The 26,884-nt window shown below is 74.5% G+C and carries 17 protein-coding genes and 5 tRNA genes; 15 read left to right on the top strand and 7 right to left on the bottom strand.

The features are described from left to right. Nucleotides 1-8 precede the first annotated feature (8 nt). Entirely contained in the window at nucleotides 9-3,038 is a 3,030-nt protein-coding gene (locus J1M38_RS08420) for an AAA family ATPase (RefSeq protein WP_166437382.1), read from the top strand. 46 nt (nucleotides 3,039-3,084) lie between these two features. On the opposite strand, the gene J1M38_RS08415 is transcribed toward J1M38_RS08420, so the two are convergent. From J1M38_RS08415 to J1M38_RS08385, 7 genes are all read right to left on the bottom strand, one after another. Then, entirely contained in the window at nucleotides 3,085-6,336 is a 3,252-nt protein-coding gene (locus tag J1M38_RS08415; protein ID WP_206481333.1) for an efflux RND transporter permease subunit, read from the bottom strand. Between the two features lie 7 nt (nucleotides 6,337-6,343). Then, on the bottom strand, nucleotides 6,344-7,834 hold the full coding sequence (locus J1M38_RS08410) for a malate:quinone oxidoreductase (RefSeq protein ID WP_225941337.1): 1,491 nt from the start codon (nucleotides 7,832-7,834) through the stop codon (nucleotides 6,344-6,346). A gap of 99 nt (nucleotides 7,835-7,933) precedes the next feature. Then, nucleotides 7,934-9,598: an ABC transporter substrate-binding protein gene (locus J1M38_RS08405; protein WP_206481332.1), complete on the bottom strand. Its 1,665-nt coding sequence runs from the start codon at nucleotides 9,596-9,598 to the stop codon at nucleotides 7,934-7,936. Nucleotides 9,599-9,646: 48 nt separating this feature from the next. Then, nucleotides 9,647-9,727: transfer RNA gene (locus tag J1M38_RS08400), tRNA-Leu, on the bottom strand. 65 nt (nucleotides 9,728-9,792) lie between these two features. Continuing rightward, nucleotides 9,793-10,281, bottom strand: coding sequence for a thioredoxin-dependent thiol peroxidase (bcp, locus tag J1M38_RS08395; protein WP_010078986.1), 489 nt, complete (start codon nucleotides 10,279-10,281; stop codon nucleotides 9,793-9,795). A gap of 83 nt (nucleotides 10,282-10,364) precedes the next feature. Then, nucleotides 10,365-10,440 (bottom strand) — tRNA-Lys (locus tag J1M38_RS08390). 67 nt (nucleotides 10,441-10,507) lie between these two features. Continuing rightward, nucleotides 10,508-11,056, bottom strand: coding sequence for a hypothetical protein (locus tag J1M38_RS08385; RefSeq protein ID WP_206481331.1), 549 nt, complete (start codon nucleotides 11,054-11,056; stop codon nucleotides 10,508-10,510). A gap of 104 nt (nucleotides 11,057-11,160) precedes the next feature. Between J1M38_RS08385 and ilvD the strand changes: the two genes are divergently transcribed. From ilvD to J1M38_RS08315, 14 genes are all read left to right on the top strand, one after another. After that, nucleotides 11,161-12,888 (top strand): dihydroxy-acid dehydratase, encoded by a 1,728-nt coding sequence (gene ilvD / locus J1M38_RS08380; RefSeq protein ID WP_206481330.1) that lies wholly within the window; start codon nucleotides 11,161-11,163, stop codon nucleotides 12,886-12,888. A 103-nt stretch (nucleotides 12,889-12,991) separates the two neighbouring features. Beyond that, on the top strand, nucleotides 12,992-13,777 hold the full coding sequence (nagB, locus tag J1M38_RS08375; protein WP_063190340.1) for a glucosamine-6-phosphate deaminase: 786 nt from the start codon (nucleotides 12,992-12,994) through the stop codon (nucleotides 13,775-13,777). Between the two features lie 43 nt (nucleotides 13,778-13,820). Further along, nucleotides 13,821-15,041: an amidohydrolase family protein gene (locus J1M38_RS08370; protein ID WP_206481329.1), complete on the top strand. Its 1,221-nt coding sequence runs from the start codon at nucleotides 13,821-13,823 to the stop codon at nucleotides 15,039-15,041. A gap of 291 nt (nucleotides 15,042-15,332) precedes the next feature. Then, on the top strand, nucleotides 15,333-17,234 hold the full coding sequence (locus tag J1M38_RS08365; protein ID WP_206481328.1) for an acetolactate synthase large subunit: 1,902 nt from the start codon (nucleotides 15,333-15,335) through the stop codon (nucleotides 17,232-17,234). Between the two features lie 12 nt (nucleotides 17,235-17,246). Beyond that, nucleotides 17,247-17,756 carry an acetolactate synthase small subunit gene (gene ilvN, locus J1M38_RS08360; RefSeq protein WP_002854209.1) on the top strand — a complete coding sequence of 170 codons (510 nt, stop codon included), beginning with the start codon at nucleotides 17,247-17,249 and terminating at the stop codon, nucleotides 17,754-17,756. A 35-nt stretch (nucleotides 17,757-17,791) separates the two neighbouring features. Further along, a complete protein-coding gene (gene ilvC, locus J1M38_RS08355; RefSeq protein ID WP_065573668.1) occupies nucleotides 17,792-18,823 on the top strand; it encodes a ketol-acid reductoisomerase in 1,032 nt (343 codons plus the stop codon). 149 nt (nucleotides 18,824-18,972) lie between these two features. Further along, a complete protein-coding gene (serA, locus tag J1M38_RS08350) occupies nucleotides 18,973-20,568 on the top strand; it encodes a phosphoglycerate dehydrogenase (RefSeq protein WP_002854199.1) in 1,596 nt (531 codons plus the stop codon). Nucleotides 20,569-20,670: 102 nt separating this feature from the next. Next, nucleotides 20,671-22,185: a glutamate--tRNA ligase gene (gene gltX / locus J1M38_RS08345; RefSeq protein ID WP_206501223.1), complete on the top strand. Its 1,515-nt coding sequence runs from the start codon at nucleotides 20,671-20,673 to the stop codon at nucleotides 22,183-22,185. After that, nucleotides 22,182-22,979 carry an HAD family hydrolase gene (locus J1M38_RS08340; protein WP_122054204.1) on the top strand — a complete coding sequence of 266 codons (798 nt, stop codon included), beginning with the start codon at nucleotides 22,182-22,184 and terminating at the stop codon, nucleotides 22,977-22,979. Before gltX ends, J1M38_RS08340 begins: the two co-directional genes overlap by 4 nt. 119 nt (nucleotides 22,980-23,098) lie before the next feature. Further along, nucleotides 23,099-23,170: transfer RNA gene (locus J1M38_RS08335), tRNA-Gln, on the top strand. A 55-nt stretch (nucleotides 23,171-23,225) separates the two neighbouring features. Continuing rightward, nucleotides 23,226-23,298 (top strand) — tRNA-Glu (locus J1M38_RS08330). Nucleotides 23,299-23,427: 129 nt separating this feature from the next. Further along, nucleotides 23,428-23,500: transfer RNA gene (locus J1M38_RS08325), tRNA-Glu, on the top strand. A gap of 106 nt (nucleotides 23,501-23,606) precedes the next feature. Then, on the top strand, nucleotides 23,607-25,415 hold the full coding sequence (locus tag J1M38_RS08320; protein ID WP_122054206.1) for a dynamin family protein: 1,809 nt from the start codon (nucleotides 23,607-23,609) through the stop codon (nucleotides 25,413-25,415). Next, on the top strand, nucleotides 25,412-26,884 hold a 1,473-nt coding region (locus J1M38_RS08315), incomplete at its 3' end, for a GTPase (RefSeq protein ID WP_206501222.1). The genes J1M38_RS08320 and J1M38_RS08315, both read left to right, overlap by 4 nt.

The following is a 26,884-nucleotide window of genomic DNA, read 5'->3' as shown; positions in this document are numbered from 1 at the left end:
TCCATCGGATGCGCCTGGAGGGGCTCGGGCCCTACGCCCAGGCGCAGGACGTCGACTTTGACCGGCTCAACGCGGGCGGCCTGTTCCTGCTGGACGGGCCCACCGGCGCGGGCAAGTCCACGGTGCTGGCCGCGCTGTGCTTCGCCCTCTACGGGACCGTGCCGGGCGGACGGTCGGCCGAGTCGCTCGTGACCACGCTGCGCGAGCCCGGCGCGGTGATCCCCGAGGTGCAGGTCGAGTTCACCGTGCAGGGCCGGCGCTTCGAGGTGGTCCGCTCGCCCAAGCACGAGCGGCCCCGCCGGAGACGCAGCGCGGCGGGCGGCGCCACCGTCACCACGCAGGCCACGGTCTCCCTGCGGGAACGCGTGGCCGGGGAATGGACGGCGCCGCTCACCCGGGCGGACGAGGTCGGCCAGCAGGTCGCGGCCGTCCTGCACCTGGACGCCGAGCAGTTCATGCAGGTGGTCCTGCTGCCTCAGGGACAGTTCGCCCAGTTCCTCACCGCGAAGTCGGATGAGCGCCGCGTCCTGCTGCGGCGGCTCTTCGGCACGCAGCGCTTCGACGGCGTCGAGGAGCACCTGCGCGTCGAGACGGCCCGGCTGGACACCGCGGTGGCCGTGGACGCGGACGTGGCCCGGACCGCGCGGGCACAGCTGGCCGAGGCGCTCCACGAGGCGCTCGGCCCGGACTGGCATGCGCCGGAGCCGTCACCGGACACGGACGACCGGCTGCTCGCCCTCGCCGCCGAGCGCGCAGGTCGCGCCCACGAGGACGCGCGGGCCGACCTCGCCACGGCCCGCGCCGCGGAGCAGCGGGCCCGGGTGACGGCGCGTGAGCTGGAGACCCGCGGGCGGGACCTGGCCGCGGCCGAGGCGTGGGCGAGCCGTCGACGCGACCACGACGCCGAGGCCGAGACCGCCGCGGCGCGGCGCCGCGCCGTCGACGCCCATGAGCGCGCCGGGCGGGTGCTCGCGGCCGCCCAGCGGGCCACCGCGGCGGCGGACGCCGCCGGCACCGCGTCGGAGACGGTGACGGAGGCCCTGGCGCACGTCGAGGACGAGCCGACCGCGGCGGCGTGGCTCGCCGCCGCCCGGGCGGACGGGGCCGCCGACGCGCCCGCCTCCCGCCAGGCGCTGGGGGAGGCCGAGCGCGCCGCGGAGGCGGTGGCACGCGCCGTCCAGGACCGTGCCCGGATGGGCGAGCTGGAGCAGGAGGCGGCCGCCGCGGCGGAGCGTCGGGCCGAGATCGGCCGCGACCGCGCCGCCCTGGTCGAGTCCCGCCCCGAGCGTGAGGCGGCCGTCGCGGCACACCGCGCGGCCGTCGAACGCGGCACCGAGCGTCTCGGCGCCCGGGAGGCCGTGGACCGCGCCGTGTCCGAGGCCGCCGCTCGCCGCACGGCCGCCGAGGCCGCGGCCGCCCGCGCCGTCGAGGCAGAGACCGCGGCCCGGGCCCACCGGGAGGCACAGGAGCGGCGACGCGAGGCCGCCGAACGGCACGTCGGTCTGCTGCGTGCCCGGTACGAGCAGGCCGCCTCCGAACTGGCGGAGCGGCTCGTGCCCGGCGAGCCGTGCGCCGTGTGCGGCTCGCCCGAGCACCCGGCCCCGGCCGCCACCGCGGACACCACGGTGACCGAGGCGGACGTGCGGGACGCCGAGCAGGCCCGGACCGCGGCCGACCGGGCCGCGACCGACGCCGAGACCGCCCTGCGCGCCGCCGAGCAGACCCTCCGCACGGCGCGCGAGGCCGCCGCCGGGCTCGCACCCGAGGCCGCGCGAGAGGCGCTCGAGCGCGCCGAGGCCGAACGGGCCGCGCTGGACCAGGCGGCGAAGGACCTCGCCGCGGACCGCCGTCGGCTGACCGCCGCCGAGAAGACGCTCGCCGGGGCCGACGAGACCGCCGCCGCGCTCGCGGCCGAGGACGGTCGGCTCGCCGAGGCCGCCGCCCACCGTGCCGCCCGGCTGACCGAGCTGCGGGACGCCGTCGAGGCCGCCCGCGGTGACGCCGAGACCCTCGACGCCCGCCGCGACCAGGTCACCGCCGCACGCCGGGTCCTGGCCGCCCTCGCTGCGGCGCAGGACGAGGACGCGCGCGCCCGGGCGGTCGCCGACGAGACCGACCAGGCGCTCACCGCCGCGCTGGCCGAACAGCACTTCGACGACGTCGACGCGGCGCGCGCGGCCCGCCTCGAGGAGACGGAGGCCGCCGCGCGCACGGCCGCCGTGCAGGAGTGGCACGCCGAACGGGCCCGCCTCGCCGAGCTCGAGGCGAGCGAGCCCGTCCGCCGGGGCCGCGCCCTCGCCGAGGCGGGCGTCGAGCCGCCGACCGAGGAGCAGACCCGCGCCGCCGCCGAGGCGCTCGCCGCGGCCGAGGCCGCGAGCTCGTCCCGGGCGACGGCGGTCGGGCGACTCGATGCACTCGTCGCCACGGTGCGCCGCCAGTCGGCCGCCCTGACCGAGGTCCTGGAGCGGTCCGCCGGGCTCATCGCCGAGCACACGCGGGTGCGGGGGCTGCTCGACCTCGTCCGCGGCGGCGGGGAGAACCTGCTCAAGATGCCCCTGACGAGCTACGTCCTCGCCGGGCGGCTCGAGGAGGTCGCCGCCGCGGCCACCGAGCGTCTGCTCGCCATGACGGACCAGCGGTATTCGATCGAGTACTCCGACGCCGTGGGCGGGCGCGGGAACAAGGGCCTCGAACTCGTCATCCGGGACCACTACGTGGACGAGACCCGCCACCCGGCCACGCTCTCGGGCGGCGAGACCTTCATGGCCTCCCTCGCCCTCGCCCTGGGGCTCGCGGACACCGTGCAGGCCGAAGCCGGCGGCATCGAACTGGACACGCTCTTCGTGGACGAGGGCTTCGGCTCGCTCGACGCGGACACCCTCGACGACGTCCTGGACGTCGTGGACACCCTGCGGACCGGTGGCCGGACCGTGGGCCTCGTCTCCCACGTCGAACGGATGAGGCAGGAGATCGGCGTGCGCCTCGAGGTGCGCAAGGACCGGCGCGGCTCGAGCCTCGCGGTGCACGACGGCGCCTGAGCGACGGGGGTGCGCCCCGCCGCCCCGGCCCGCGCCACGCGTGAGGTCAGGCCCGGCGCCACCGCCGGCGGAGGCGCTGCCGGAGTCGGCCGAGGCGTCCGGCGTCGAGCTCGGACGGGGCCGCCCAACGGTCCTCCGCCCGGCGCTCCTGCTCCGCCCGGCGCTCCTGCTCGGCCGCACGCTCGGCCGCGACGCGCTGCGCCTCCTGCTCGGCCGCGACGCGACGCTCCTCCTGCAGGCGGCGCTCCCCGCGGACCTCGGTGAGCCGGTACAGCACGGGCACGAGCACGAGCGTGAGCAGGGTGGAGGACACCAGGCCGCCCACCACGGCCACCGCGAGGGGCTGGGAGATGAACCCCGCGTGCCCCGTGATGCCCAGGGCCATCGGGGTCATGGCCAGGATGGTGGCCAGGGCCGTCATCACCACCGGGCGCACGCGGTTGAGCGCGCCCACCTCGATCGCCTCGTCCAAGGTCATGCCGCGGTCGCGGCGGTACTGGTTGATCAGGTCGATCAGCACGATCGCGTTCGTCACCACGATGCCCACCAGCATGAGCAGCCCGATCATCGTGGACAGTCCCAGCGGCGTGCCGGTGGCCAGCAGCGCCAGGAACACGCCCGTGGCGGCGAAGGGGATCGACACGAGCAGCACGAGCGGCTGGCGCAGCGAGTTGAACGTCGCCACCATCACGACGTACACGGTCGCCACGGCGGCCAGCAGCGCCAGTCCGAGGTCCCGGAACGTCTGCGCCTGCTGCTCCGCCGCGCCGCCCACGGCCGCGGTGACGCCCTCGGGCAGGTCCAGCTCCGCCACGGCCTGCGTGACCCGGCGTGAGACGGCCCCGAGGTCCTCGTCGTCCGGGGTCACCGTGACGACGGCGGTCCGCTCGCCGTTCGAGGACGTCACCCGGGCAGGTACGGACATCCGCGAGACCTCGGCGAGGTCCCCCAGCGGCACGGGCCCCTCGGCCGTCTCCACGGGCACCTGGCGCAGGGCGTCGAGGGACTCGACCGGCTCCGGGTCACCCAGCTGCACCGCGAAGCTCTCGAACCCGAAGCGGACGTCGCCCACGGGCACGGCCTGCAGGGCGGCGGCGGCCTGGCCGGCCACCGCCTCCTCGGTCAGGCCGAGCCGGGCGGCGGCGACGGTGTCCACGTCCACCTGGAACGTCGGGCGCAGGTCCGAGGCCGGCGTCGTCACCTCGCGGGCACCCTCGACGGGCCGCAGCGCCTTGGCGACCTGATCGGCGGCCGCGGTGAGGGCCTGCGGGTCGGGGGCGGAGACGGCCACCTCGATGTCCTGGCCGCCGCTCGGCCCCTGCTGTGTGGAGACGGACACGTCGCCCACGCCGTCGAGACCCGTGAGCTCGGCGCGCACCCCGTCCTGGAGGGCCACCTGGTCCGCATCCGGGTCGGTCACCACCGTGAACCGCGCCCGGTCCGCCGAGGAGCCGCCGAAGGCCCCCATCGGACCGGCGGCAGTGCCGGCCGTCCACTGGACGGTTTCGACGCCGTCGGTGTCCAGCAGCACCTGCTCGATGCGCTCGGCGGCGGCGGCCGTCGTCTCCAGCGACGCCCCCGGCTCCTGCTCCGCCGTGACGACGAACGAATTCTGTCCCGAGTCGCCCAGGAGGTTCGTGGGGATCAGCGGGACCAGCGCGGCCGTGCCGGCCAGCAGCGCCAGGGCGGCGGCGAGGGTGACCACGGTGTGCCGCTGTGTCCAGCGCAGCACCGGGCGGTAGGCCCGGGTGAGCCATCCGCCGGCCGCCACGGGCCGGTCGCCGGGGACGGCGGGCGCGGCCGTGGTCTCGGCCCCGCGCCGCGGGGAGCGCAGGAACCACCAGCACAGCACCGGCACGATCGTCAGGGCGACGACGAGGGAGGCCAGCAGGGCGACCGTGGCGGTCACGGCGAAGGGCCGGAACAGCTCGCCGGCCAGGCCGCCCACGAAGGCGATGGGCAGGAACACGGCCACGGAGACCAGGGTGGAGGCGGTGATCGCGGTGGCGACCTCGCGCGTGCCGTCCAGGATCGCGGTGCGCCGGTCGGCGCCCAGGCCGAGGTGCCGGCGGATGTTCTCCACCACCACGATCGCGTCGTCCACGACCCGGCCGATCGAGATCGTCAGCGCCCCGAGCGTCAGCGTGTTGAGGGAGTAGCCGAAGGCCGCGACCCCGATGAGGGCGGCCAGCAGGGACAGCGGAATGGACACGGCGGTGACGAGGGTGGAGCGCACCGAGAGCAGGAACACGGCGATCACCAGCACGGCGAACGCCAGGCCCAGCAGGCCCTCCTGGAACAGCGTGTCGATGGACTGCTGGATGAACGGGGCCTGGTCGAACACCACGGTCAGGTCCGCGCCGCCGCCGACCAGGGACGCCAGCTCCGGCAGGGCGTCGCGCACGGCCTGCGAGACCGCCACGAGGTCGGCGTCCGGGGTCGCGGTCACGGAGACGGACAGCGTCGGCACCCCGTCGGTGCGGGTCAGGGACGTGGGGGCCGCGGCCACGAGGGTGACGTCGGCGACCTCGTCCAGGGTGCGCGGTTCGCCGTCACCGGAGGGAGCGACGACGATCCCGCGCAGGCCCTCGAGGTCCTCGACGGCGGCGCCCGCCTGGACGGGATAGGTGGTCGCGCCCTCGGTGACCTGGCCGACGGGGAAGAGGCCGGCGTTCTCCTCGAGTGCGTCGGTGATGTCGGAGGTGGTCAGCCCGGCGGCGGCGAGCGCGGCCGGGTCCGGGACCACGGAGACGTTCTCGTCCGTGCCGCCGAGGACGTCGGCGCCCCGGACGCCGTCGATCTTCTGCAGCCGCGGGGCCAGGACGTCCTCGGCGCGGCGGCGCAGGGTGTTGAGGTCCTCGTCCCCGGACAGGGCGAGGAAGACCACCGGGAAGTCGGAGACGGAGCCCGCGAAGGACGAGGTCTCCGCCTCCTCCGGCAGCTGCGGCCCCAGGTTGGCGACCACGCGGTCCACCTGGGACCGGGCCCGGTTCAGGTCTGTGCCGTAGGCGAACTCCAGCTGGACCGCGTTGAAGCCGGACTGCGACGTGGACCGCGAGGATTCGAGCCCCTCCACGGCCTGCAGGGCCGTCTCGAGGGGCTCGCCCACCTGCGCGTCCACGACCTCGGGGGACGCCCCCGGGTAGAGCGTCGACACGGAGATGACGGGCAGCTCGAGCGGGGGGATCAGCTCCCGCTTGAGCTGGCCGGCGGAGAGGACGCCGAACACCGCGATGAACACGGTGACGAGCGCCACGAGCGCCCGCCGGCCGAGCGAGAACCGTGCGAGCGCTCCCATCGCGGCGTCAGGCCAGCTTCAGTGCGGCGTCCGTGGCGGTGCGGACCTCGTCCAGCAGCGCCGGGTCGTCGTTGAGCGTGTGGCCCAGGGACGGGATGAGCTCCTTGAGCGTGCCGTCCCAGCCGGCCATCTTCGCGGGGAAGCAGCGCTCGAGCAGCTTCACCATGATGGGGGCCGCGGTGGAGGCGCCCGGCGAGGCGCCGAGCAGGCCGCCGAGCGAGCCGTCCGCGTGGGTGACGACCTCGGTGCCGAACTGCAGGACGCCGCCGAAGCGGCCCTTGCGCTTCATCACCTGCACGCGCTGGCCCGCGGTGATCAGCTCCCACTCGCCGCCGTCGGCCTCCGGGTAGAACTCGTGCAGCGCGTCGATCTTCTTGTCCCGGGACTTCAGCACCTCGGTCACGAGATACTTGGTCAGGTCCATGTTGTCCTTGGCCACGTCCAGCATCGTGCTGAGGTTGTGCGGGCGCACGGACAGCGGCAGGTCCAGGTAGGAGCCGGTCTTGAGGAAGTTCGTGGAGAACCCGGCGTAGGGGCCGAACAGCAGGGAGCGCTTGCCGTTGACGAAGCGGGTGTCCAGGTGGGGCACGGACATCGGCGGGGCGCCGACGGCGGCCTGGCCGTACACCTTGGCCATGTGCTGGTTGACCACGGACTCGTCCGTGCAGCGCAGGAACTGGCCGGAGACAGGGAAGCCGCCGAAGCCCTTGGCCTCGGGGATGCCGGACTTCTGCAGCAGGGGCAGGGCGCCGCCGCCGGCACCGACGAAGACGAAGCGGGCGCGGTCCACGAGCTCGGAGCCGGCGGCCTTGTTCTTGACCTTGACCTCCCAGCGGCCGTCCGTGCCGCGGGTGAGGCCCGTGACCTTGTGGCCGAAGCGCACCTCGGCGCCGGCGCCGGCCATGGCCGTGATGAGCTGGCGGGTGAGGGAGCCGAAGTCGACGTCGGTGCCGCCCGTGTTGCGGGACGCCGCCAGGCGCTGGCCCGACTCACGGCCCTCGATCAGCAGCGGGGCCCAGGCGCGGATCTGCTCCGGGTCCTCGCTGTGCTCCATGCCGGCGAACAGCGGCTGGGCGGACATGGCCTCGTAGCGGGTGCGGAGGTAGTCCGCGTGGTCGTCGCCCCACACGAAGGACATGTGCGGCAGCGGGTTGATGAAGGACTTGGGGTCCTTGAGCGTGCCGTCCGCCACCAGGGAGGACCAGAACTGGCGGGTGGTCCAGAACTGCTCGTTGATGCCCAGCGCCTTGGTGACGTCCACCCGGCCGTTCTTGTCCATGGGCGAGTAGTTCAGCTCGCACAGGGCGGCGTGGCCGGTGCCCGCGTTGTTCCACGGGTCGGAGGACTCCAGGCCGGCCTGGTCGAGGCTCTCGTACAGGGCGATGGACCAGGTGGGCTCGAGCTTCTGCAGCAGCACGCCCAGGGTGGCGCTCATGATGCCGCCGCCGATCAGGACGACGTCGTGGGTGGCGGTGGACGAGGTGGTGGGCACGGTCAACTCCTGAAGCAGAACGACGGCGGGTGGGCGCAGTGCGACCAGGCCGAGCAGAGGCGGTCGGGCCGGGCGCCGTGATCCCCCACTGTACTACCGGTGCGTTCAGCCTTCGGTCAGCCTGACGTGCGAGAAGGGCTCGTCCAGCTGCGGCGACGTCGGGTAGGAGGCCACGCGCGGGCCGGTGGCCAGGGCCGAGATCGGATAGACCAGCGGCAGCGCCGGCAGGTCGAGGGCCATGGCCCGGACGACGCGGCGGAACAGGGCGCGGCGCGCGTCGTCGTCGGTCTCGGCCGCGGCCGCGTCCACGTCCTCGACGACGCGCGGGTTGCGGTAGCCGGTCTCGGCGCGGCCCGAGCGCGCGAAGGGCTCGAGGAACGCGTGCGGGTCGCGGTAGTCGCCGGTGCGGCCCATCAGGTGCAGGGCTCGGGTGGGTCGGGAGACGACGGCGTGCAGGTAGTCCTGGTCCTCCGGCACGGGCACGGGCACGATGTGCATCCCCACCGCGCCGAGGTCGCGGGCGACCATCGCGTAGACCCGCTCCGGCTCGGGCAGGGAGGGGCGGGCCGTGCCGGCCGGGTAGAGGAACTCCAACGGCTCCCCGTCGTATCCCGCCAGGTGGAGGAACTCGCGGGCCCGGCCCGGGTTGACGTCGTAGCGCCGCGCCTCCTCGTCGCCGACGCCGAGGGACGGGGGGACGAGGTCGTGGGCCAGGCGGGTGCCCTCGAGGAAGACGTCGCTGCCGGCGATGCGCGGGCGGTCCACCGCGTACGCGATCGCCTGGCGCAGGTACTGCGCGCGCACGAGTGGATGGTCCAGGTTCATGCCCACGTAGAGCACGCCCAGGGGGTCCCGGGGCAGCACCTGGGTGCCGGCCTCGACGAGGGGGCGCAGCTGGCCGGGGGCGACGACGTCGATCACGTCCGCCGTGCCGCGCCGCAGCTCCCGCAGGCGCACGGAGGCCCGACCCCACGCCTGCACGGCCACCGGGTACGCCGCCGGATCGGAGCCGCGGTGGCGGGGGCTGGGGACCAGGATCGTCGCGCCCGAGGCACCCGGGTGGGCGCGCGTGAGCTCGGCGGTCTCCGCGGCGTCGGCCCAGCGGTAGGGGCCGGTGCCGGCGGGGGTGGTGACCTCGGAGCCGTCCACGTCGACCGTGCGGTCCCACGAGGCCGGCGAGGAGATCGCGAAGGCCGGCGAGGCCAGCGCGGCCGCGAGGTGACGGCGGGGGGAGTGCAGGCGCAGCCGCACCTCGAGCTCTCCGCGGGCCTCGACGCCGGCGAAGGCGGAGTCCGCGTCCCCGGCGTATCCGCCGAAGGCCGAGACGAACGTGGAGGGCGGGGCGACGGTCCCGTCCACGGGCGCAGGGGCGGCGGCCCACCGCTCGATGTTCGCGACCACGGCGGCGGCGTCGCACGGCTCGCCGTCGTCGAACACCACCCCGGAGACCAGGTGGAACGTGTGGAGGCGGCCGCCGTCGGACTCCTCGTGCCGTTCGGCGAGGCGGGGCGTGGGGGCGCCGGTGTCCGGGTCCACACCGAGCAGCGTCTCGAAGACCTGGCGGATCAGACGGAAGGACTCGACGTCCAGTGCGCGGGCCGGATCCCGCGTCAGCGCCCGCGCCGGGGCGCCGACCACGAGCAGCCGGCCCGGTCCCGAGGAGGTCGGGGCGGCGGTGGACGGCGCCGCGGGCGACGTCGTGCAGCCGGCCACGCCCAGGCCGAGCAGACCCAGGCCCCCGCCGAGGAAGGCGCGGCGAGTGGGCTGCATGGCGGCCTCCTCTGGCAGGTGACATCGGGATCGGGCGGGCCCGGGGAGTGCGGGCGGGGGGACTCGAACCCCCACGTCCAGGACACTGGAACCTAAATCCAGCGCGTCTACCAATTCCGCCACGCCCGCGCACACCCCGCGCACGGGGCGAGGCCCGATCCTACCGTGCGGTGCCCGGGCGCGGCGGGCGCGGATCAGGCCTCGTCGAGGCCGAGGGTGCGGCGCAGTCGCGCCACGTGGCCGGTCGCCTTCACGTTGTACTGCGCGTGGGTGACCTTCCCGTCCGGGCCGACGACGATCGTGGAGCGGATCAGACCCTCGAAGGTCCGCCCGTAGTTCTTCTTCTCGCCCCAGGCGCCGTAGGCCTCGGCCACCGCGTGGTCCTCGTCCGAGAGCAGGGGGAACGTCAGGCCCTCCTGCTCGGCGAACCGGATGATCTTGCCGATCGGGTCGGGGGAGATCCCCAGGACGACGTAGCCGGCCGCGGTGAGGGAGGCGAGGCTGTCCCGGAAGTCGCAGGCCTGCGTGGTGCAGCCGGGCGTGGACGCGGCCGGGTAGAAGTAGACGATCGTGTGCTTGCCCGCGCTGTCGCGCAGCGAGACGGGCCGGCCCTCCTGGTCCTGGAGGGTGAACGCGGGCGCCGTGTCGCCGGGCTGGAGGCGGTGCTGGGTCGTGTCGGTCATGGGCCCCAGCCTACGGTGGGCCCGGGCGGGGAGCGGGGACGACGAAGGCCCCGTCTCCGTGGATACGGGGCCTTCGCTTCGTGTGGTGCACCCCCCGGGACTCGAACCCGGAACCTGCTGATTAAGAGTCAGATGCTCTACCGGTTGAGCTAGAGGTGCAGGTGCCGCACCGCCTCTCGGATCTCTCCGGTGCGCCGTGCAACGAGGTGAAACCCTAGCAGGGGTTTCAGACGCCGTGCAAATCGGGGGGCGTGACGTCCGTCGTGTCCGGCTCCGGGGTCGCGTAGAGGCGGTCCAGCTCGTCCATGAAGGCGGTCATGAAGGCGTGGAAGTCGGTGGCGTCCTCGGCCTGGTCGAGCTCCGCGGTGCCGTCCTCCGTGAGGTCGCCCACCGGCACCCGCGTGTGCTCCGGGACGTCGAACCACGTCCGGAAGCCCGTGACGGTCTCCACCTGATAGCCGCTGCCCGTGTCCGCCACGGTGGCCACGTTGGCCAGGCCCACCTCGACGACGTCGGCGCGGTCCGCGGAGGCCTCGGTCACCGGGCCGTGCGGATCGTCCTCGGCCACGCCCGGCGCGCGGCGGTCGTGGTCGTCCGGGGTGGAGGTGGGGTCGAACGGGCACAGCAGCATCTCGAGCGGCTGGTGGCGGTAGCCGATCACGAGGGGGGAGGAGGAGCCCGAGGGCTGGCCGTAGACGACGTTGTAGTCGCCGTGGTTGAACACGCGCGCATCGAAGACGCGGCGCAGCCGTCTGTGCAGGGTGGGCGTGTCCATGGCCCCAACGTACGCGGACCCGTCCGCACGTGTCATGCCGCGGCACCCGTCACACGGGGACGTCGCGTCGGCCCGGTGGCGCCGTGCTCACTAGACTCCGCGGCATGGACTCCGCCGCGTCGACTCCCAGCACCCCGTCCACCGCCCCCGACATCAAGCCGCGCTCGCGCGACGTCACCGACGGGATGGAGCGCACCGCCGCCCGCGGCATGCTCCGCGCGGTCGGCATGGGGGACGAGGACTTCGGCAAGCCGCAGATCGGCATCGCCTCGTCCTGGAACGAGATCACCCCCTGCAACCTCTCCCTGGACCGCCTCGCCCAGGCCTCGAAGGACGGCGTCCACGCCGCCGGTGGATATCCGCTGGAGTTCGGCACGGTCTCCGTCTCGGACGGCATCTCCATGGGCCACGAGGGCATGCACTTCTCCCTCGTCTCCCGCGAGGTGATCGCCGACTCGGTGGAGACCGTGATGATGGCCGAGCGCCTGGACGGCTCCGTCCTGCTCGCCGGCTGCGACAAGTCGCTGCCGGGCATGCTCATGGCCGCCGCCCGCCTGGACCTGGCGTCCGTGTTCGTCTACGCAGGCTCGATCATGCCGGGCGTGGCCCGCCTGACCGACGGCACCGAGAGGCAGGTGACCATCATCGACGCCTTCGAGGCGGTCGGCGCCTGCGCCCGCGGTCTCATGTCCGAGGAGGACCTACTCCGCATCGAGAAGTCCATCGCCCCGGGCGAGGGCGCCTGCGGCGGCATGTACACCGCCAACACCATGGCCTCCATCGGCGAGGCCCTCGGCATGTCCCTGCCCGGTTCCGCCGCCGCCCCCTCCGCGGACCGCCGCCGTGACGCCTTCGCGCGCCGCTCCGGCGAGGCCGTGGTGAACATGCTCCGCCAGGGCATCACGGCCCGGGACATCATGACCAAGCCCGCGTTCGAGAACGCGATCGCCGTGACCATGGCGTTCGGCGGCTCCACCAACGCCGTGCTGCACCTGCTCGCCATCGCCCGGGAGGCGGGCGTGGACCTGCAGCTGTCCGACTTCAACCGCATCGCTGACCGCACCCCGCACATCGCCGACCTCAAGCCGTTCGGCCAGTACGTCATGACGGACGTGGACCGCATCGGCGGCGTCCCGGTGGTCATGAAGGCCCTGCTGGACGAGGGCCTGCTGCACGGGGACACCCTCACCGTCACGGGCAAGACGCTCGCCGAGAACCTGGCCGCGCTCGATCCGGACCCGGTGGACGGCAAGGTCATCCGGACCATGGACGACGCGATGCACCCCAACGGCGGCATCGCGATCCTCCACGGCTCGCTGGCCCCGGAGGGCGCCGTCGTGAAGTCCGCCGGCTTCGATGCGGACGTCTTCGAGGGCACCGCGCGTGTCTTCGACCGTGAGCGCGCCGCCATGGACGCCCTCGAGGACGGGACCATCGCCGCCGGCGACGTCGTGGTCATCCGCTATGAGGGGCCGAAGGGCGGTCCGGGCATGCGCGAGATGCTCGCGATCACCGGCGCCATCAAGGGTGCGGGCCTGGGCAAGGACGTCCTGTTGATCACCGACGGGCGCTTCTCCGGCGGCACCACCGGCCTGTGCATCGGCCACATCGCCCCCGAGGCCGCCGAGGGAGGGCCGATCGGCCTGGTGCAGGACGGCGACCGCATCCGCGTGGACATCGCCGGACGCACCATGGACCTGCTCGTGGACGAGGCCGAGCTCGCCGCCCGCCGCGAGTCCTGGGAGCCGGTGGAGCCGAAGTTCACCACGGGCGTGCTGGGCAAGTACGCCAAGCTGGTGCACTCCGCCGCCGAGGGTGCCTACCTGGGCTGAGGCCCGGTCGGCCTGCACGCCGAGACGAGCAGAGGATGAGCATGCACGCGATCGACGCCCGGGCCGGGGGACCCGCGCCTCGTCCCGGGCGGGAGGCGCGCTGATGGAGGTCGTCATCCTGCCCGACGCCGCCGCCCTGGGCCGGCACGGCGCGGACGCGGTGGCCGCCCACGTGGCGGCCCGTCCCGAGGCCGTCCTGGGGCTGGCCACCGGCTCCTCGCCGCTGCCCGTCTACGACGAGCTCGCCCGCCGGGTCCGGGACGGGGAGCTGTCCCTGCGCTCCTGCCGCGCGTTCCTGCTGGACGAGTACGTCGGCCTGCCCGCGGGACACCCCGAGTCCTACCGCACCGTGATCGAGCGGGAGTTCGTCGCGCGCACGGACATCGCCCCGGAGGCCGTGCACGGTCCGGACGGCGGGGCGGCGGACGTCCCGGGCGCCTGCGCCGCCTACGAGGAGGCGCTGCGTGAGGCCGGCGGCGTGGACGTGCAGCTGCTCGGCGTGGGCACGGACGGGCACATCGCGTTCAACGAGCCCGGCTCCTCCCTCGCCTCCCGCACGCGCATCAAGGTGCTCGCCGAGCAGACCCGGCGGGACAACGCCCGCTTCTTCGACGGCGACCTCGACCAGGTGCCGACCCACTGCCTCACCCAGGGCGTCGGCACGATCCTCGACGCCCGGCACCTGGTCCTGCTGGCCCGGGGCGAGGGAAAGGCCGAGGCGGTGCGGCAGCTCGTGGAGGGCCCCGTGAGCGCGCGCTGGCCGGTCACGGCCCTGCAGCTGCACCCGCATGTGACCGTCCTCGTGGACGAGGCCGCCGCCGGGCGACTCGAGCTCGCGGGGGAGTACCGCCACATGTGGGAGGCCAAGCCGTCCTGGCAGGGCCTCTGAGCGCCCCTCGTCCATCGACCCGCCCACCCCGGAAGGTGCATCCGTGCCCGCCTCGGTCCCTCACCGGCCGCGCGCCGAGCAGGCGTCGCCGGCCGCCGCGTCCCCGTCGGTGCTGTGCGCGGACCGCGTCCATGACGGTGAGCGCCTCGGCGGCCCCGGCTGGATCGCCCTGGCCGAGGGCCGGGTGGTGGCCGTCGGGGGCGGGGACCCGCCGCGCACCCACGGCCCCGTCCACGACCTCGGCGACGCCCTCCTCGCTCCCGGCTGCGTGGACGTGCACTGCCACGGCGGCGGCGGACACGCCGTCGAGTCCAGCGCGGCCGCGGCACGCGCGGCGGCCGCGGCCCACGCCCGTGCGGGCACGACCACGGTGGTGGCCTCCCTCGTCACGGACGAGGTCGACGCGCTCGCGGCGCAGCTGACGGCCCTGACGCCCCTGTGCGCGGAGGGGGTGCTGGCCGGCGTGCACCTCGAGGGTCCCTGGCTCTCGCCCCTGCACCGCGGCGCGCACCGGGCCGCGTCCCTGCGCGCCCCGGCCCCCGACGACGTCGCGCGCCTCGTCGAGGCCGGCGCGGGCAGCCTCGCGATGGTGACGCTGGCCCCCGAGCTGCCGGGCGCCCTCGACGCGGTGCGGACGCTGCGGGCGGCGGGCGTCCTCGTCGCGATCGGCCACACCGACGCGTCCTACGAGGTCACGCGCGCGGCGATCGAGGCGGGCGCGCGGATGGCCACCCACCTGCACAACGCGTGCCGGCCCGCCCACCACCGTGAGCCCGGGCCCGCCGTCGCCCTGCTGGAGGACCCGCGCGTGGGGATCGAGACCATCGTGGACGGCGTCCACCTGCATGCGGCCACGGTGCGGCGGGTCGCCCGGGAGGCCGGGGAGCGGTGGATCCTCGTCTCGGACGCGATGGCCGCCGCCGGCTGCGGCGACGGCGAGTTCCCCCTCGGGCCGCTGCGGGTCCGGGTCCACGACGGCGTCGCGCGGGTGGTCGGCGCAGACGGGGCCGCCGGGGCCATCGCCGGGTCCACGGCCACGGTCGCCGGCTCGGTGCGCTCCGCCGTCGCCGCCGGGGTCGACCTCGACGCCGCGCTGCGGGCGGCGACGGCCGCGCCCGCGGACGCCCTGGGGCTCCCCGACGTCGGCCGGCTCCGAGTCGGGAGCCGAGCGGACGCCGTCGTCCTCGGCCCGGAGCTCGAGGTGCGCGGGGTGCTCCGTCACGGAGCGTGGGTGGAGGCGGCCGCCCCCGCGGCGGCTGACTAGGGTGGGCTCAGGCCCGGGATCCGATCCCGACCGCCCGGTCGTCTCACGATGTGACGCTTTATCTCACATTGCGAGACAGGCGGGTGGTCGATGGCGGGCGGGGCGCACGGCTGTCGATACTGAGACCACCCCCGAAGGACCCGGCGGCCCGTGTCCCCACCTCAGACTCCGCCACGCCGGCCCGATCCGTCATCGACGCGGCCACGGTCCCCGACGCCCGACGGATCCGAACGACGACCGTCCGACGCCCCCGCGACGGACACGCAGCGACGAACGCAGTGAGGTGACCCCATGAGCACGACCCCCCGCGACGCCCGCGCGGCGGTCCCGCAGGTCCCGACGCCGGCCTCCCGCCCGACGGAGACCGCCCGGGTCCAGGAGCGCCGTCCGGCCCCCCGGCCCGAGATCGTCGAGCCGCGGGTGCCCGGCGAGGGCTCCCGCGTCGAGCCGACCCGGATGACCGGTTCCGAGGGCATCATCCGCTCCCTGGAGGAGCTGGGGGTCACGGACGTGTTCGGGCTGCCCGGCGGTGCCATCCTGCCGACCTACGACCCGCTCATGGACTCCGATCGGATCCGCCACATCCTGGTGCGCCACGAGCAGGGTGCCGGTCACGCGGCGCAGGGCTACCACCTGGCCACCGGCAAGGTCGGCGTGGCCATCGCCACCTCCGGTCCCGGCGCCACCAACCTGGTGACCGCCATCGCGGACGCCCACATGGACTCCCAGGCGGTCGTGTTCATCACCGGCCAGGTCTCCTCCGCCGCGATCGGCACGGACGCCTTCCAGGAGGCGGACATCGTGGGCATCACGATGCCCATCACCAAGCACTCCCGGCTCGTGACCCGGCCCGAGGACGTCCCCCAGGCCCTCGCCGAGGCGTTCCACATCGCCGCCACGGGCCGGCCCGGGCCCGTGCTCGTGGACGTCACCAAGGACGCCCAGCAGGGCGAGTTCGAGTTCGCGTGGCCGCCCCGGATCGACCTGCCCGGCTACCGCCCCGTCCTGCGCGGCCACCCCCGGCAGATCCGCGAGGCCGCTCGGCTGATCCGCGAGGCCCGGCGCCCCGTGCTGTACGTGGGCGGCGGCGTGGCCCGCGGCGAGGCCCATGAGGAGCTGCGCGCCCTCGCCGAGCTCACGGGCGCCCCGGTGGTCACCACCCTCACCGCCCGCGGCGTCTTCCCCGACTCGCACCCCCAGCACCTGGGCATGCCGGGCATGCACGGCGGCGTCCCCGCCGTGGCCGCGCTCCAGCAGGCCGACCTGCTGATCACGCTCGGCGCCCGCTTCGACGACCGCGTGACCGGTCACCTGCCCTCGTTCGCCCCCGGCGCCCGCGTGATCCACGCGGACATCGACCCGGCCGAGATCTCCAAGAACCGCACCGCGGACGTGCCGATCGTCGGCCACGTCAAGGAGATCATCCCGGACCTGGTGGCCGAGCTCGCGACGGACACCGAGGCGCTGCCCGACCTCGCCGACTGGTGGGCGGTGCTGCGGCGCCTGCAGGAGACCTACCCGATGGGCTGGACCGAGACCGAGGACGGCCTCCTCGCGCCCCAGGAGGTGATCTCGCGTCTGTCGGCCCTGTCCGGCCCCGAGGCCACCTACGTGGCCGGCGTCGGCCAGCACCAGATGTGGGCCAGCCAGTTCGTCGCCTACGAGCGCCCGCGCCAGTGGCTCAACTCGGCCGGCCTCGGGACGATGGGCTTCGCCGTCCCCGCCGCGATGGGGGCGCAGGTGGGCGAGCCCGACCGCGTGGTCTGGGCCATCGACGGCGACGGCTGCTTCCAGATGACCAACCAGGAGCTCGCCACGTGCGTGATCAACCGCATCCCCATCAAGATCGCGGTGATCAACAACTCCTCGCTGGGCATGGTGCGCCAGTGGCAGACCCTGTTCTACGACGGGCGCTACTCGAACACGGACCTGAACACGGGCCACGACACCGCCCGGGTGCCGGACTTCGTCAAGCTCGCCGACGCCTACGGCGCCGCGGGCCTGCGCTGCGACCGCCGGGAGGACCTGGACGACACCATCCGCCAGGCCCTCGCCATCGACGACCGCCCCGTGATCGTGGACTTCGTGGTCTCCCGTGACGCCATGGTCTGGCCGATGGTCCCCGCGGGGGTCAGCAACGACGCGATCCAGGTGGCCCGGGACATGACGCCCGACTGGGACCAGGAAGACTGAGGAGGGCAACCGATGGAACGCCACACCCTGTCCGTGCTCGTCGAGGACGTGCCCGGCACCCTGACCCGCGTGGCCGGCCTCTTCGCCCGGCGCGCGTTCAACATCCACTCGCTGGCCGTGGGCGTCACGGAGGTCGAGGGCCTGTCCCGGATCACCGTGGTCGTCGACGCCGACACGGACCTGCTCGAGCAGGTCACCAAGCAGCTGAACAAGCTGATCAACGTGATCAAGGTCGTCGAGCTCACGCCCGACTCCTCCGTTCAGCGCGACCACCTGCTCGTGAAGGTGCGCGCCGATGCGGCCACCCGCGGCCAGGTCGTCCAGGCGGCCGACCTGTTCCGCGCCCACGTCGTCGACGTGGCCCCGGAGTCCCTGACCCTCGAGGCCACCGGCACCCGTGACAAGCTCGAGGCCTTCCTCGAGATGATGGAGCCCTACGGTGTGCGCGAGCTCGTCCGCTCGGGCACCCTCGCCCTCGCCCGGGGGCCGCGGTCCATGACCGACCGCGCCCTGGCCCGCTGACCGTCCCGATCCACCCATCCCGTGAGGAGAACAGCATGACCGTGAAGAAGTTCTACGACGACGACGCCGACCTGTCGATCATCCAGGGCCGCACCGTGGCCGTCATCGGCTACGGCTCCCAGGGCCACGCCCACGCCCTGTCGCTGCGCGACTCCGGCGTGGACGTGCGCATCGGCCTCGCCGAGGGCTCCAAGTCCCGCGCCAAGGCCGAGGCCGAGGGCCTGCGCGTCGTCGACGTCGCCACCGCCGCCGCCGAGGCCGACCTGATCATGATCCTCACCCCGGACCAGGTCCAGGCCGACGTGTACGACCAGCACATCGCCGGCAACCTGCAGGAGGGCGACGCCCTGTTCTTCGCGCACGGCTTCAACGTGCGCTTCGGCTACATCCAGGCCCCCGAGGGCGTCGACGTCGCCCTGGTCGCCCCCAAGGGCCCGGGCCACGTGGTGCGCCGCGAGTTCGAGGCCGGCCGCGGCGTGCCCGCGCTGATCGCCGTCGAGAAGGACGCCTCCGGCCAGGCCCACGCCCTCGCCCTGTCCTACGCCAAGGCCGTGGGCGGCACCCGCGCCGGCGTCATCGAGACGACCTTCACCGAGGAGACCGAGACCGACCTGTTCGGCGAGCAGGCCGTGCTCTGCGGCGGCGCCTCCCAGCTCGTGCAGTACGGCTTCGAGACCCTCACCGAGGCCGGCTACCAGCCCGAGATCGCCTACTTCGAGGTGCTGCACGAGCTGAAGCTCATCGTCGACCTCATGGTCGAGGGCGGCATCGCCAAGCAGCGCTGGTCCATCTCCGACACCGCGGAGTACGGCGACTACGTCTCCGGCCCCCGCGTCATCACCCCCGACGTAAAGGAGAACATGAAGGCGGTCCTCGCCGACATCCAGTCCGGCGCCTTCGCGAAGCGCTTCATGGACGACCAGAAGGCCGGTGCGCCCGAGTTCAAGGAGCTGCGCGCCCGGGGCGAGGCCCACCCGATCGAGAAGACCGGCCGCGAGCTGCGCCAGATGTTCTCCTGGCTCAAGGACGCGGACGACGACTACACCGAGGGCACGGCGGCCCGCTGAGCCGCCCGAGCCCCCGACGCCGGCCCCGGGCATCGCGCCCCGGGGCCGGCGTCGCATTCCGGCCACGGCCCGGTCACGCGTCTAGGCTCGAACCGGAGCGCGGGCCGGCCCGCCTTCCACCCCACCGCACCACACCTCCAGGAGCACCCGTGAGCGCAGCCCAGCCCGTCGTCCTGATCGCCGAGGAACTCTCGCCCGCCACCGTCGAGGCCCTCGGCCCCGACTTCGAGATCCGCCGCACGGACGGCGCCGACCGCGCCCGCCTCCTCGAGGACCTGCGCGACGTCGACGCGGTGCTGATCCGCTCGGCCACCCAGATGGACGCCGAGGCGATCGCCGCCGCGCCGCAGCTGAAGGTCATCGCGCGCGCCGGCGTCGGGCTGGACAACGTGGACGTGCCCGCCGCCACCGAGGCCGGCGTCATGGTCGTCAACGCGCCGACGTCGAACATCATCTCCGCCGCCGAGCTCACCTGCGGCCACATCCTGGCCGCCGCCCGCAACATCGCGGCCGCCCACGGCTCGCTCAAGGCGGGGGAGTGGAAGCGTTCGAAGTACACGGGCGTCGAGCTGTACGGCAAGCGGCTGGGCGTGATCGGCCTGGGCCGCATCGGCGCGCTCGTGGCCGAGCGCATGAAGGCGTTCGGCATGGAGATCCTCGCCTACGACCCCTACGTGACCACCGCCCGCGCGCAGCAGCTCGGCGCGAGCCTCGTGGAGCTGGACGAGCTGCTCGAGCGCGCCGACGTGGTCACGATCCACATGCCCAAGACTCCCGAGACGGTCGGCATGATCGGCGATGAGCAGTTCGCCCGCATGAAGGACACCGCGATCATCGTGAACGTGGCCCGCGGCGGCCTCGTGGACGAGGACGCCCTCGCCCGCGCGCTCGAGGCCGGGACCATCGGGGGCGCCGGCATCGACGTCTTCAGCTCCGAGCCGGCCACGGACCTGGCGTTCTTCGCCCACGACTCCGCCGTCGTCACCCCCCACCTGGGCGCCTCGACCGCCGAGGCCCAGGAGAAGGCGGGCGTCGCCGTCGCCGGCTCCGTGCGCCTGGCCCTCTCCGGCGAGCTCGTGCCGGACGCCGTGAACGTGGCCGGCGGCGCGATCCACGAGGACGTGCGCCCCGGCCTGCCGCTGGCCGAGAAGCTGGGCCGCGTGCTCACCGCGCTGGTGGGCGAGCAGTCCATCACGGCCGTCGAGGTGGAGATCGCCGGTGAGATCGCCGAGCACGACGTCTCCGCGATGCGCCTGGCCGCCCTGAAGGGCGTGTTCACGGACATCGTCTCGGACCAGGTCTCCTACGTGAACGCCCCCGTGCTGGCCGAGCAGCGCGGCGTCGAGTGCCGCCTCACCACCACCGCGGTGTCCGAGTCCTACCGCAACACCGTCACGGTGCGCGCCGCGACCGCGCAGGGCTCCCAGACGGCCGTCACCGGCACGCTCACCGGCCCGCGCCAGGTGCAGAAGCTCGTCGGTGTGGACCGGCACGAGCTCGAGGTGCCGCTGGCCGACCACCTGCTCGTGTTCGCCTACCAGGACCGCCCGGGCGTGATCGGCGTCCTGGGCCAGGCCCTCGGGGTGCAGGGCGTGAACATCGCCGGCATGGACGTCTCGCGCGACGACGAGGGCGCCGCCCTGGCCGTGCTGACCCTGGACGGGGCCCTCTCCGGGGACACCGCGGCCACGCTGGCCGCGGCCATCGGCGCGGCCCGTGCGGCCGAGGTGGACCTCTCCGTCTGACCCGTCCACGCCCGGCGGGCACCGCGGGGCCGTGCGCGCGTCGCCCTGTGTTCAGATGGTGTCCATGTCGCGTCCACCCGAGCCCCGCCCCGCACCCGCCCGGTGGACGCCGAGACCCCCGTGCGCGTACGGTTCGCCCCCTCGCCCACCGGCACCCCCCACGTGGGGTTGATCCGCACGGTCCTGTTCAACTGGGGCTGGGCGCGGCACACCGGCGGCACCCTCGTGTTCCGCATCGAGGACACGGACGCCAAGCGCGACTCGGAGGAGTCCTACCAGCAGCTGCTCGAGGCGATGCGCTGGCTCGGGATCGACTGGGACGAGGGCGTCGAGGTCGGCGGCCCGCACGAGCCGTACCGTCAGTCCCAGCGCGGACAGATCTACGCGGACGTGATCGAGAAGCTCAAGGCCGGCGGACACATCTACCCGTCCTACTCGAGCCCCGAGGAGACCGAGGCCCGCCACCGGGCCGCCGGCCGCGACCCCAAGCTCGGCTACGACGGCCACGACCGCGACCTCACGGACGAGCAGATCGCCGCCTTCGAGGCCGAGGGCCGCGCGCCGGTCTGGCGGCTGCGCATGCCGGACGAGGACATCACCTTCACCGATCTGGTGCGCGGGGAGATCACCTTCAAGGCCGGCTCCGTGCCGGACTTCGTGGTGGTCCGGGCGGACGGCTCACCGCTGTACACCCTCGTGAACCCGGTGGACGACGCGCTCATGGGCATCACCCACGTGCTGCGCGGCGAGGACCTGCTCTCGTCCACTCCGCGCCAGATCGCGCTCTACCGCGCCCTGTACGCGATCGGCGTCGCCCGGTACATGCCGGTGTTCGGCCACCTGCCCTACGTGATGGGCGAGGGCAACAAGAAGCTGTCCAAGCGCGATCCGCAGGCCAACCTGTTCCTGCACCGGGACAACGGCTTCATCCCGGAGGGCCTGCTGAACTACCTCGGCCTGCTGGGCTGGTCCCTCTCCGCGGACGAGGACATCTTCACCCCGCAGCAGTTCGTGGAGCACTTCGACGTGCACAAGGTGCTGGCCAACCCCGCCCGCTTCGACGAGAAGAAGGCGATCGCGATCAACGGCACGCACGTGCGCATGCTCGACGTGGCCGACTTCCGTGACCGTCTCGTGCCCTACCTGCACGCGGCCGGCCTCGTGGGCGAGCACCTGACGGAGCGGGAGATGGAGGTCCTCACCGCCGCGGCCCCGCTCGTGCAGGAGCGCGTGCAGCTGCTCGGCGAGGCCGTCGAGATGCTCGCCTTCCTCTTCACGGCGGACCGGGACGTCCGGACGGCCGAGGGCGCCCTCAAGGGGATGCCGGCGGACCTGGGCGCCGCCGTCGCCGCGGCCCGGGAGGCGCTGGCCGCCCTGCCCGAGGAGGAGTTCACCACCGAGCGCATCGAGGCGGCGCTGCGGGCCGCCCTCATCGACGGCCTGGGCCTCAAGCCGCGCCAGGCGTTCGGCCCCGTGCGCGTCGCGGTGACCGGCCGCAAGGTGTCCCCGCCGCTCTTCGAGTCGCTCGAGATCCTGGGCCGGGACTCCGCGCTCGCCCGCCTGGACCGCTTCGCCGCGGAGCAGGGCCTGGACCAGGACCAGCCCACCGACGCATGAGCCGGGGCGCCAGCACGACGCCGGCCGACGGGTCCGCGGGCGCGCCCGCGCCGCCGGCCTGGGACGCCGTCCTCTTCGACCTGGACGACACGCTGCTGGATCTGCGCTCCGCCCAGCACGCCGCGTTCGACGCGACGGTGCGCCGGCAGTGGGCCGGGGCCGCCGACGTCGATCCGGCGGTGCTGGCCGAGGCCACCGAGGCCTTCGCGTCCGACGCCGGCGGCCACTTCGGGCGCTACGTGGCCGGGGAGCTGACGTTCGAGGAGCAGCGGCTGGCCCGCGTGGCCGACGCCCTGCGCGCGCTCGGCGTGCCCGAGGACGCGGCGACCCCGCTCGACGGCCTGTGGACCACCGACTACGAAGAGGTCGTGCGCGGGCACTGGGCGCTGTTCCCCGCGACCGCCGACGTCCTCGCCGAGGTGCGGGGAACAGGCCGTGGCGTGGGGATCGTCACGAACAACGTGGAGGCCTACCAGCGCGGCAAGGCCGACGCCCTCGGTCTGGAGTGGGTCGAGGTGCTGATCGGCTCGGACACGGCCGGGGCCCCGAAGCCGGACCCGGCCCCCTTCCTGGCCGGCTGCTCCCGCCTGGGCACGGACCCGGGACGCACCCTCATGGTGGGGGACAGTCTGCGTCACGACGTCGAGGGGGCCCGGTCGGCGGGGCTCGTCCCGGTGTGGATGAGCCCCGACGCCCCCGCCCACGGCGGGGCGGAGGAGCCGCTCTGGGACGAGGAGCACGCGTGCTGGCGGATGCGGGCGATCGGCGGGTTGCAGACCTGGCTGGCGGCCTGACCCGCCGATTTTGCACGTGCCGCCCGGAGGGTGTAGAGTTCTTTCTCGTTGCCGGAGAGATCCGGGAACACCGAGCTCATGAATATGATGCACATCGGTCAGGCATGCTTGACCGACAGTGGGGTATGGTGTAATTGGCAACACAACGGTTTCTGGTACCGTCATTCTAGGTTCGAGTCCTGGTACCCCAGCGAGTCTTCGGACTCAGTGAACGCGCACGGGCGGAGACGCTCGGACGTGGCGCACGGCCCCATCGTATAGCGGCCTAGTACGCCGCCCTCTCACGGCGGTAACGCGGGTTCAAATCCCGCTGGGGTCACGCAGTCGCCGCCCGGTCCTCGGACCGGAACGGCACGGGCGGATGAACGCATCCGTCGCCTGAACAGGAGACGCAGGCGCAGCAGAAGGTCTCCACGGCATCGCTTCCGCACACGCGGACAGCGCGCTCGGCCCCATCGTATAGCGGCCTAGTACGCCGCCCTCTCACGGCGGTAACGCGGGTTCAAATCCCGCTGGGGTCACCCGAGTGACAGGAAGCCCGGTCCCTGCGGACCGGGCTTCCGTCGTCTCCGTCCGCCGGGCCGGCGGGATGGGCGGCCGGCGCGCGCCCGTGAGACGATGGCCCACGTGCCACACACGGATCAGAACGCCCCAGACCTCGGCGTCGACACGGCCGTCCGCCGCGTGCGCGAGCACCTCGCCGCGCTCGAGTTGCCCTTCGAGACCGTCACCGCAGGGCAGGACCGCGCCGAGCGAGAGCGCACCCTGCACCAGATCGATGACTACGTGCTGCCCCGCCTCGACTCGCTCGACGCGCCGCTGCTGGCCGTCGTCGGCGGCTCCACCGGTGCGGGCAAGTCCACGCTGGTGAACGCGCTCGTCGGCCACGAGGTCTCCCGCTCCTCCGCCCTGCGGCCCACCACGCGGCAGCCTCTGCTGCTGCACAACCCCGCCGACACCCACTGGTTCACGGGCCCGCGGGTGCTGCCCGACCTCGCCCGCGTCAGCGTGCACCGCGACGCGGCCGCCGGCCCCGTCGAACCCGACCAGTCCGCGATGGACACGGTCGCGCTCGTGGCCGAGCCCGCACTGCCCTCGGGCATCGCCCTCGTGGACGCCCCGGACATCGACTCCGTGGCGGACCAGAACCGCGCGCTGGCCCGGCAGCTCCTCGAAGCCGCCGACCTGTGGATCTTCACGACGACGGCGCACCGCTACGCCGACGCCGTGCCCTGGCAGCTGCTGGACGAGGCCGCCGACCGCGACATCACCGTGGCCGTCGTGCTCGGCCGCGTGCCCGAGGGCGCGGCGGAGGACATCACCCCGGACCTGCGGCGCATGCTCACCGAGCGCGGCCTCGCCGACGCCCGGATCCACGTGATCCCCGAGACCCGCTTCGACGAGCGCGGCCTGCTCCCGCAGGAGCACGTCGCGGGCCTGCGCGCCTGGCTCGAGACCCTCGCCGCCGACGCCCAGGCGCGCGGCGCCGTCGCCCGCCGGACCGTGGACGGCGTGCTGGGCCAGCTGGCCGCCCGCGTCGCCGACCTGGCCCGCGCCGAGGAGGAGCAGCGGCATGCCGCGGACCTGCTCGCCCGGATCGTGGGGGACTCCACGGACCAGGCCGTCGGCCGGGTCCGCGAGGCCACCTCGGACGGCACGCTGCTGCGCGGCGAGGTGCTCTCCCGCTGGCAGGACTTCGTCGGCACGGGGGAGTTCTTCCGCGGCGTCGAGACCACGATCGGCCGGCTGCGGGACCGCCTCGGCGCCCTCGTGCGCGGGCGCCCGGCACCGCCCGAGGAGGTCGAGACCGCCCTGGAGACCGGCCTGCACGCCGTGATGGTCGAGGCGGCCGCCGCAGCCGCCGAGCAGATCGAGCGGCGCTGGGCGTCCGAGCCGGCGGGCCGGGCCCTCGTGGCCGGGCGCGACCTGGGTGCCCTGACGCCGGACGCGTCGGCGCGGGCGGCCGACGTCGTGCGGGACTGGCAGTCGGACGTGCTGGCGCTGATCCAGGAGGAGGGCGCGGGCAAGCGCACGCGCGCCCGCCTGGCGGCCACCGGCGTGAACGGCGCGGCCGTGGCCCTCATGATCATCTCGTTCGCCTCCACCGGCGGACTCGCGGGCATCGAGGTCGGCATCGCCGGCGGCGCCGCCGTCGTCGGGCAGAAGCTGCTCGAGTCGATCTTCGGCGAGGACGCCGTGCGCCGCATGGCCCGGCGGGCCGATGAGCTGCTCGAGCTCCGCGTGCGGGCCTTCCTCGAGACCGTGCTCGCGGACCGCTTCCTGCCGCTGCTCCACCTCGAGCGCGAGCCGCAGGCCACCGAGGAGCTGCGCGCCCTCGTGCCGGTGCTGCGCCGCGGGGTGGCCGCCGGCGTCGACGGCCCGACCGAACCCGAGCACGCCCCGTCCGCCGCCGAGGCGGGGGAGGAGTCCCGATGAGCCGCCGCGACACCCCCGCCCTGGCCCCCCGCCTGGACGCCCTCGGCGAGGCCGCCGAGCTGGCCGCGGGCCGCCTGCCCGAGGACGTCGTGGCCGGGGCCGACGCCGTCGTGCGCGCGGCCGGGGAGCGCCAGGCACTCTCCGCGGAGCACACCGTGGTCGGATTCTTCGGGGCGACGGGCTCCGGCAAGTCCTCCCTGTTCAACGCGCTCACCGGCCGCGACCTGGCCCGCGTGGCCGCCACCCGGCCCACCACGTCCGAGCCGCTCGCCGCGGTCTGGGGCGTGGGCCGGGGGCAGGGGCTGGACCCGGACGCGGAGCACGGCGACGGCACCGGCGAGGGCGGCGGCGCGGCCGCCCTGCTCGACTGGCTCGGCGTTCGCCGCCGCCACCTGCTGGACGAGGCGCCCGTGCTCGACGACGGCCGCCCCGGCTTCCTCGGCCTCGGCCGCCGTGACGGCGCCGACGCCACCGGCCTGATCCTGCTGGACCTGCCGGACATCGACTCGGTCGAGCGGGGCAACCGCGAGATCACCTCCCGGCTGGCCGGCCACGTGGACGTGCTGGTGTGGGTCGTGGACCCGGAGAAGTACGCGGACGCCGTGCTGCACCGCGAGTTCCTGGCGACCATGGGCTCGCACGCGGCCGTGACCCTCGTGCTGCTCAACCAGGTGGACCGGCTCTCGGTGCGGGACCGGGACGTCGTGCTGGCCTCGCTGCGCCGGATGCTCTCGGGCCACGGCCTCGGTGACGTCCGCGTGCTGCCCGTGTCCGCGCGCACGGGGGAGGGCCTCGAGGAGGTCGGCCGGCAGGTCGCGGCGATCGTCGCCCAGCGCGGCGCGGCCGCCGAGCGCCTGGGCGCGGACGTCGCGGCCCGCGCCGCGGACCTCGCCGCCGCCTCGGGCGAGGGCGAGCCGGCCGGCGTCGGGCCCGGGGACGAGCAGCGGCTCGGGCGCGAGCTGGCCGTGGCCGGCGGCGTGCCGGCCGTCGTCCGGGCGGTCGAGGGCTCGTACCGGCTGCGCTCGGCCAAGCGCACCAGCTGGCCCGTGCTGCGCTGGATGCACTCCTTCCGCGCGGACCCCCTGCGGCGCCTGCACCTGATGCCCGCGAGCACCGCCCCCCGCCGCGACCGGGATGAGGTCGCCCGCGACCCCGCGCTGCACCGCACCTCCCTGCCCGAGCGCTCGGGCACCCAGCGGGCCGTCGTCGACGGCGCGGTCCGCACGCTGGCCGCCGCGGCCGGCACGGGAGCCTCCGAGCCGTGGGCCGCCGCCATCCGCCGCGCGGGCCGGGAGCACGCCGAGGACCTCCCCGGCGCCGTGGACCAGGCGATCGCCGCCACCGACCTCGGGGCCGGCCGGGGCAGCTGGTGGCACCCCGTGCTCGACGTGCTGCAGTGGCTCGCCCTCCTCACCGCCGTCGTCGGCGCCGGCTGGCTGGGCGTCCTCGCCCTGGCCGGGTACCTGCAG

Source organism: Micrococcus sp. KRD070, from assembly GCF_017168435.1.
Classification (GTDB): Bacteria; Actinomycetota; Actinomycetes; order Actinomycetales; family Micrococcaceae; genus Micrococcus; species Micrococcus luteus.
Note: the sequence above shows the minus strand (reverse complement) of the source record. Positions and strands in the feature narration are given on the sequence as shown.

Excerpts from the sequence above, each read along its gene's own strand:
- J1M38_RS08420 (WP_166437382.1), top strand. The coding sequence starts at position 9 with ATGCGCCTGGAGGGGCTCGGGCCCTACGCCCAGGCGCAGGACGTCGAC.
- J1M38_RS08415 (WP_206481333.1), bottom strand. The coding sequence starts at position 6,336 with ATGGGAGCGCTCGCACGGTTCTCGCTCGGCCGGCGGGCGCTCGTGGCG.
- J1M38_RS08405 (WP_206481332.1), bottom strand. The coding sequence starts at position 9,598 with ATGCAGCCCACTCGCCGCGCCTTCCTCGGCGGGGGCCTGGGTCTGCTC.
- bcp (WP_010078986.1), bottom strand. The coding sequence starts at position 10,281 with ATGACCGACACGACCCAGCACCGCCTCCAGCCCGGCGACACGGCGCCC.
- J1M38_RS08385 (WP_206481331.1), bottom strand. The coding sequence starts at position 11,056 with ATGGACACGCCCACCCTGCACAGACGGCTGCGCCGCGTCTTCGATGCG.
- ilvD (WP_206481330.1), top strand. The coding sequence starts at position 11,161 with ATGGACTCCGCCGCGTCGACTCCCAGCACCCCGTCCACCGCCCCCGAC.
- nagB (WP_063190340.1), top strand. The coding sequence starts at position 12,992 with ATGGAGGTCGTCATCCTGCCCGACGCCGCCGCCCTGGGCCGGCACGGC.
- J1M38_RS08365 (WP_206481328.1), top strand. The coding sequence starts at position 15,333 with ATGAGCACGACCCCCCGCGACGCCCGCGCGGCGGTCCCGCAGGTCCCG.
- ilvN (WP_002854209.1), top strand. The coding sequence starts at position 17,247 with ATGGAACGCCACACCCTGTCCGTGCTCGTCGAGGACGTGCCCGGCACC.
- ilvC (WP_065573668.1), top strand. The coding sequence starts at position 17,792 with ATGACCGTGAAGAAGTTCTACGACGACGACGCCGACCTGTCGATCATC.
- J1M38_RS08340 (WP_122054204.1), top strand. The coding sequence starts at position 22,182 with ATGAGCCGGGGCGCCAGCACGACGCCGGCCGACGGGTCCGCGGGCGCG.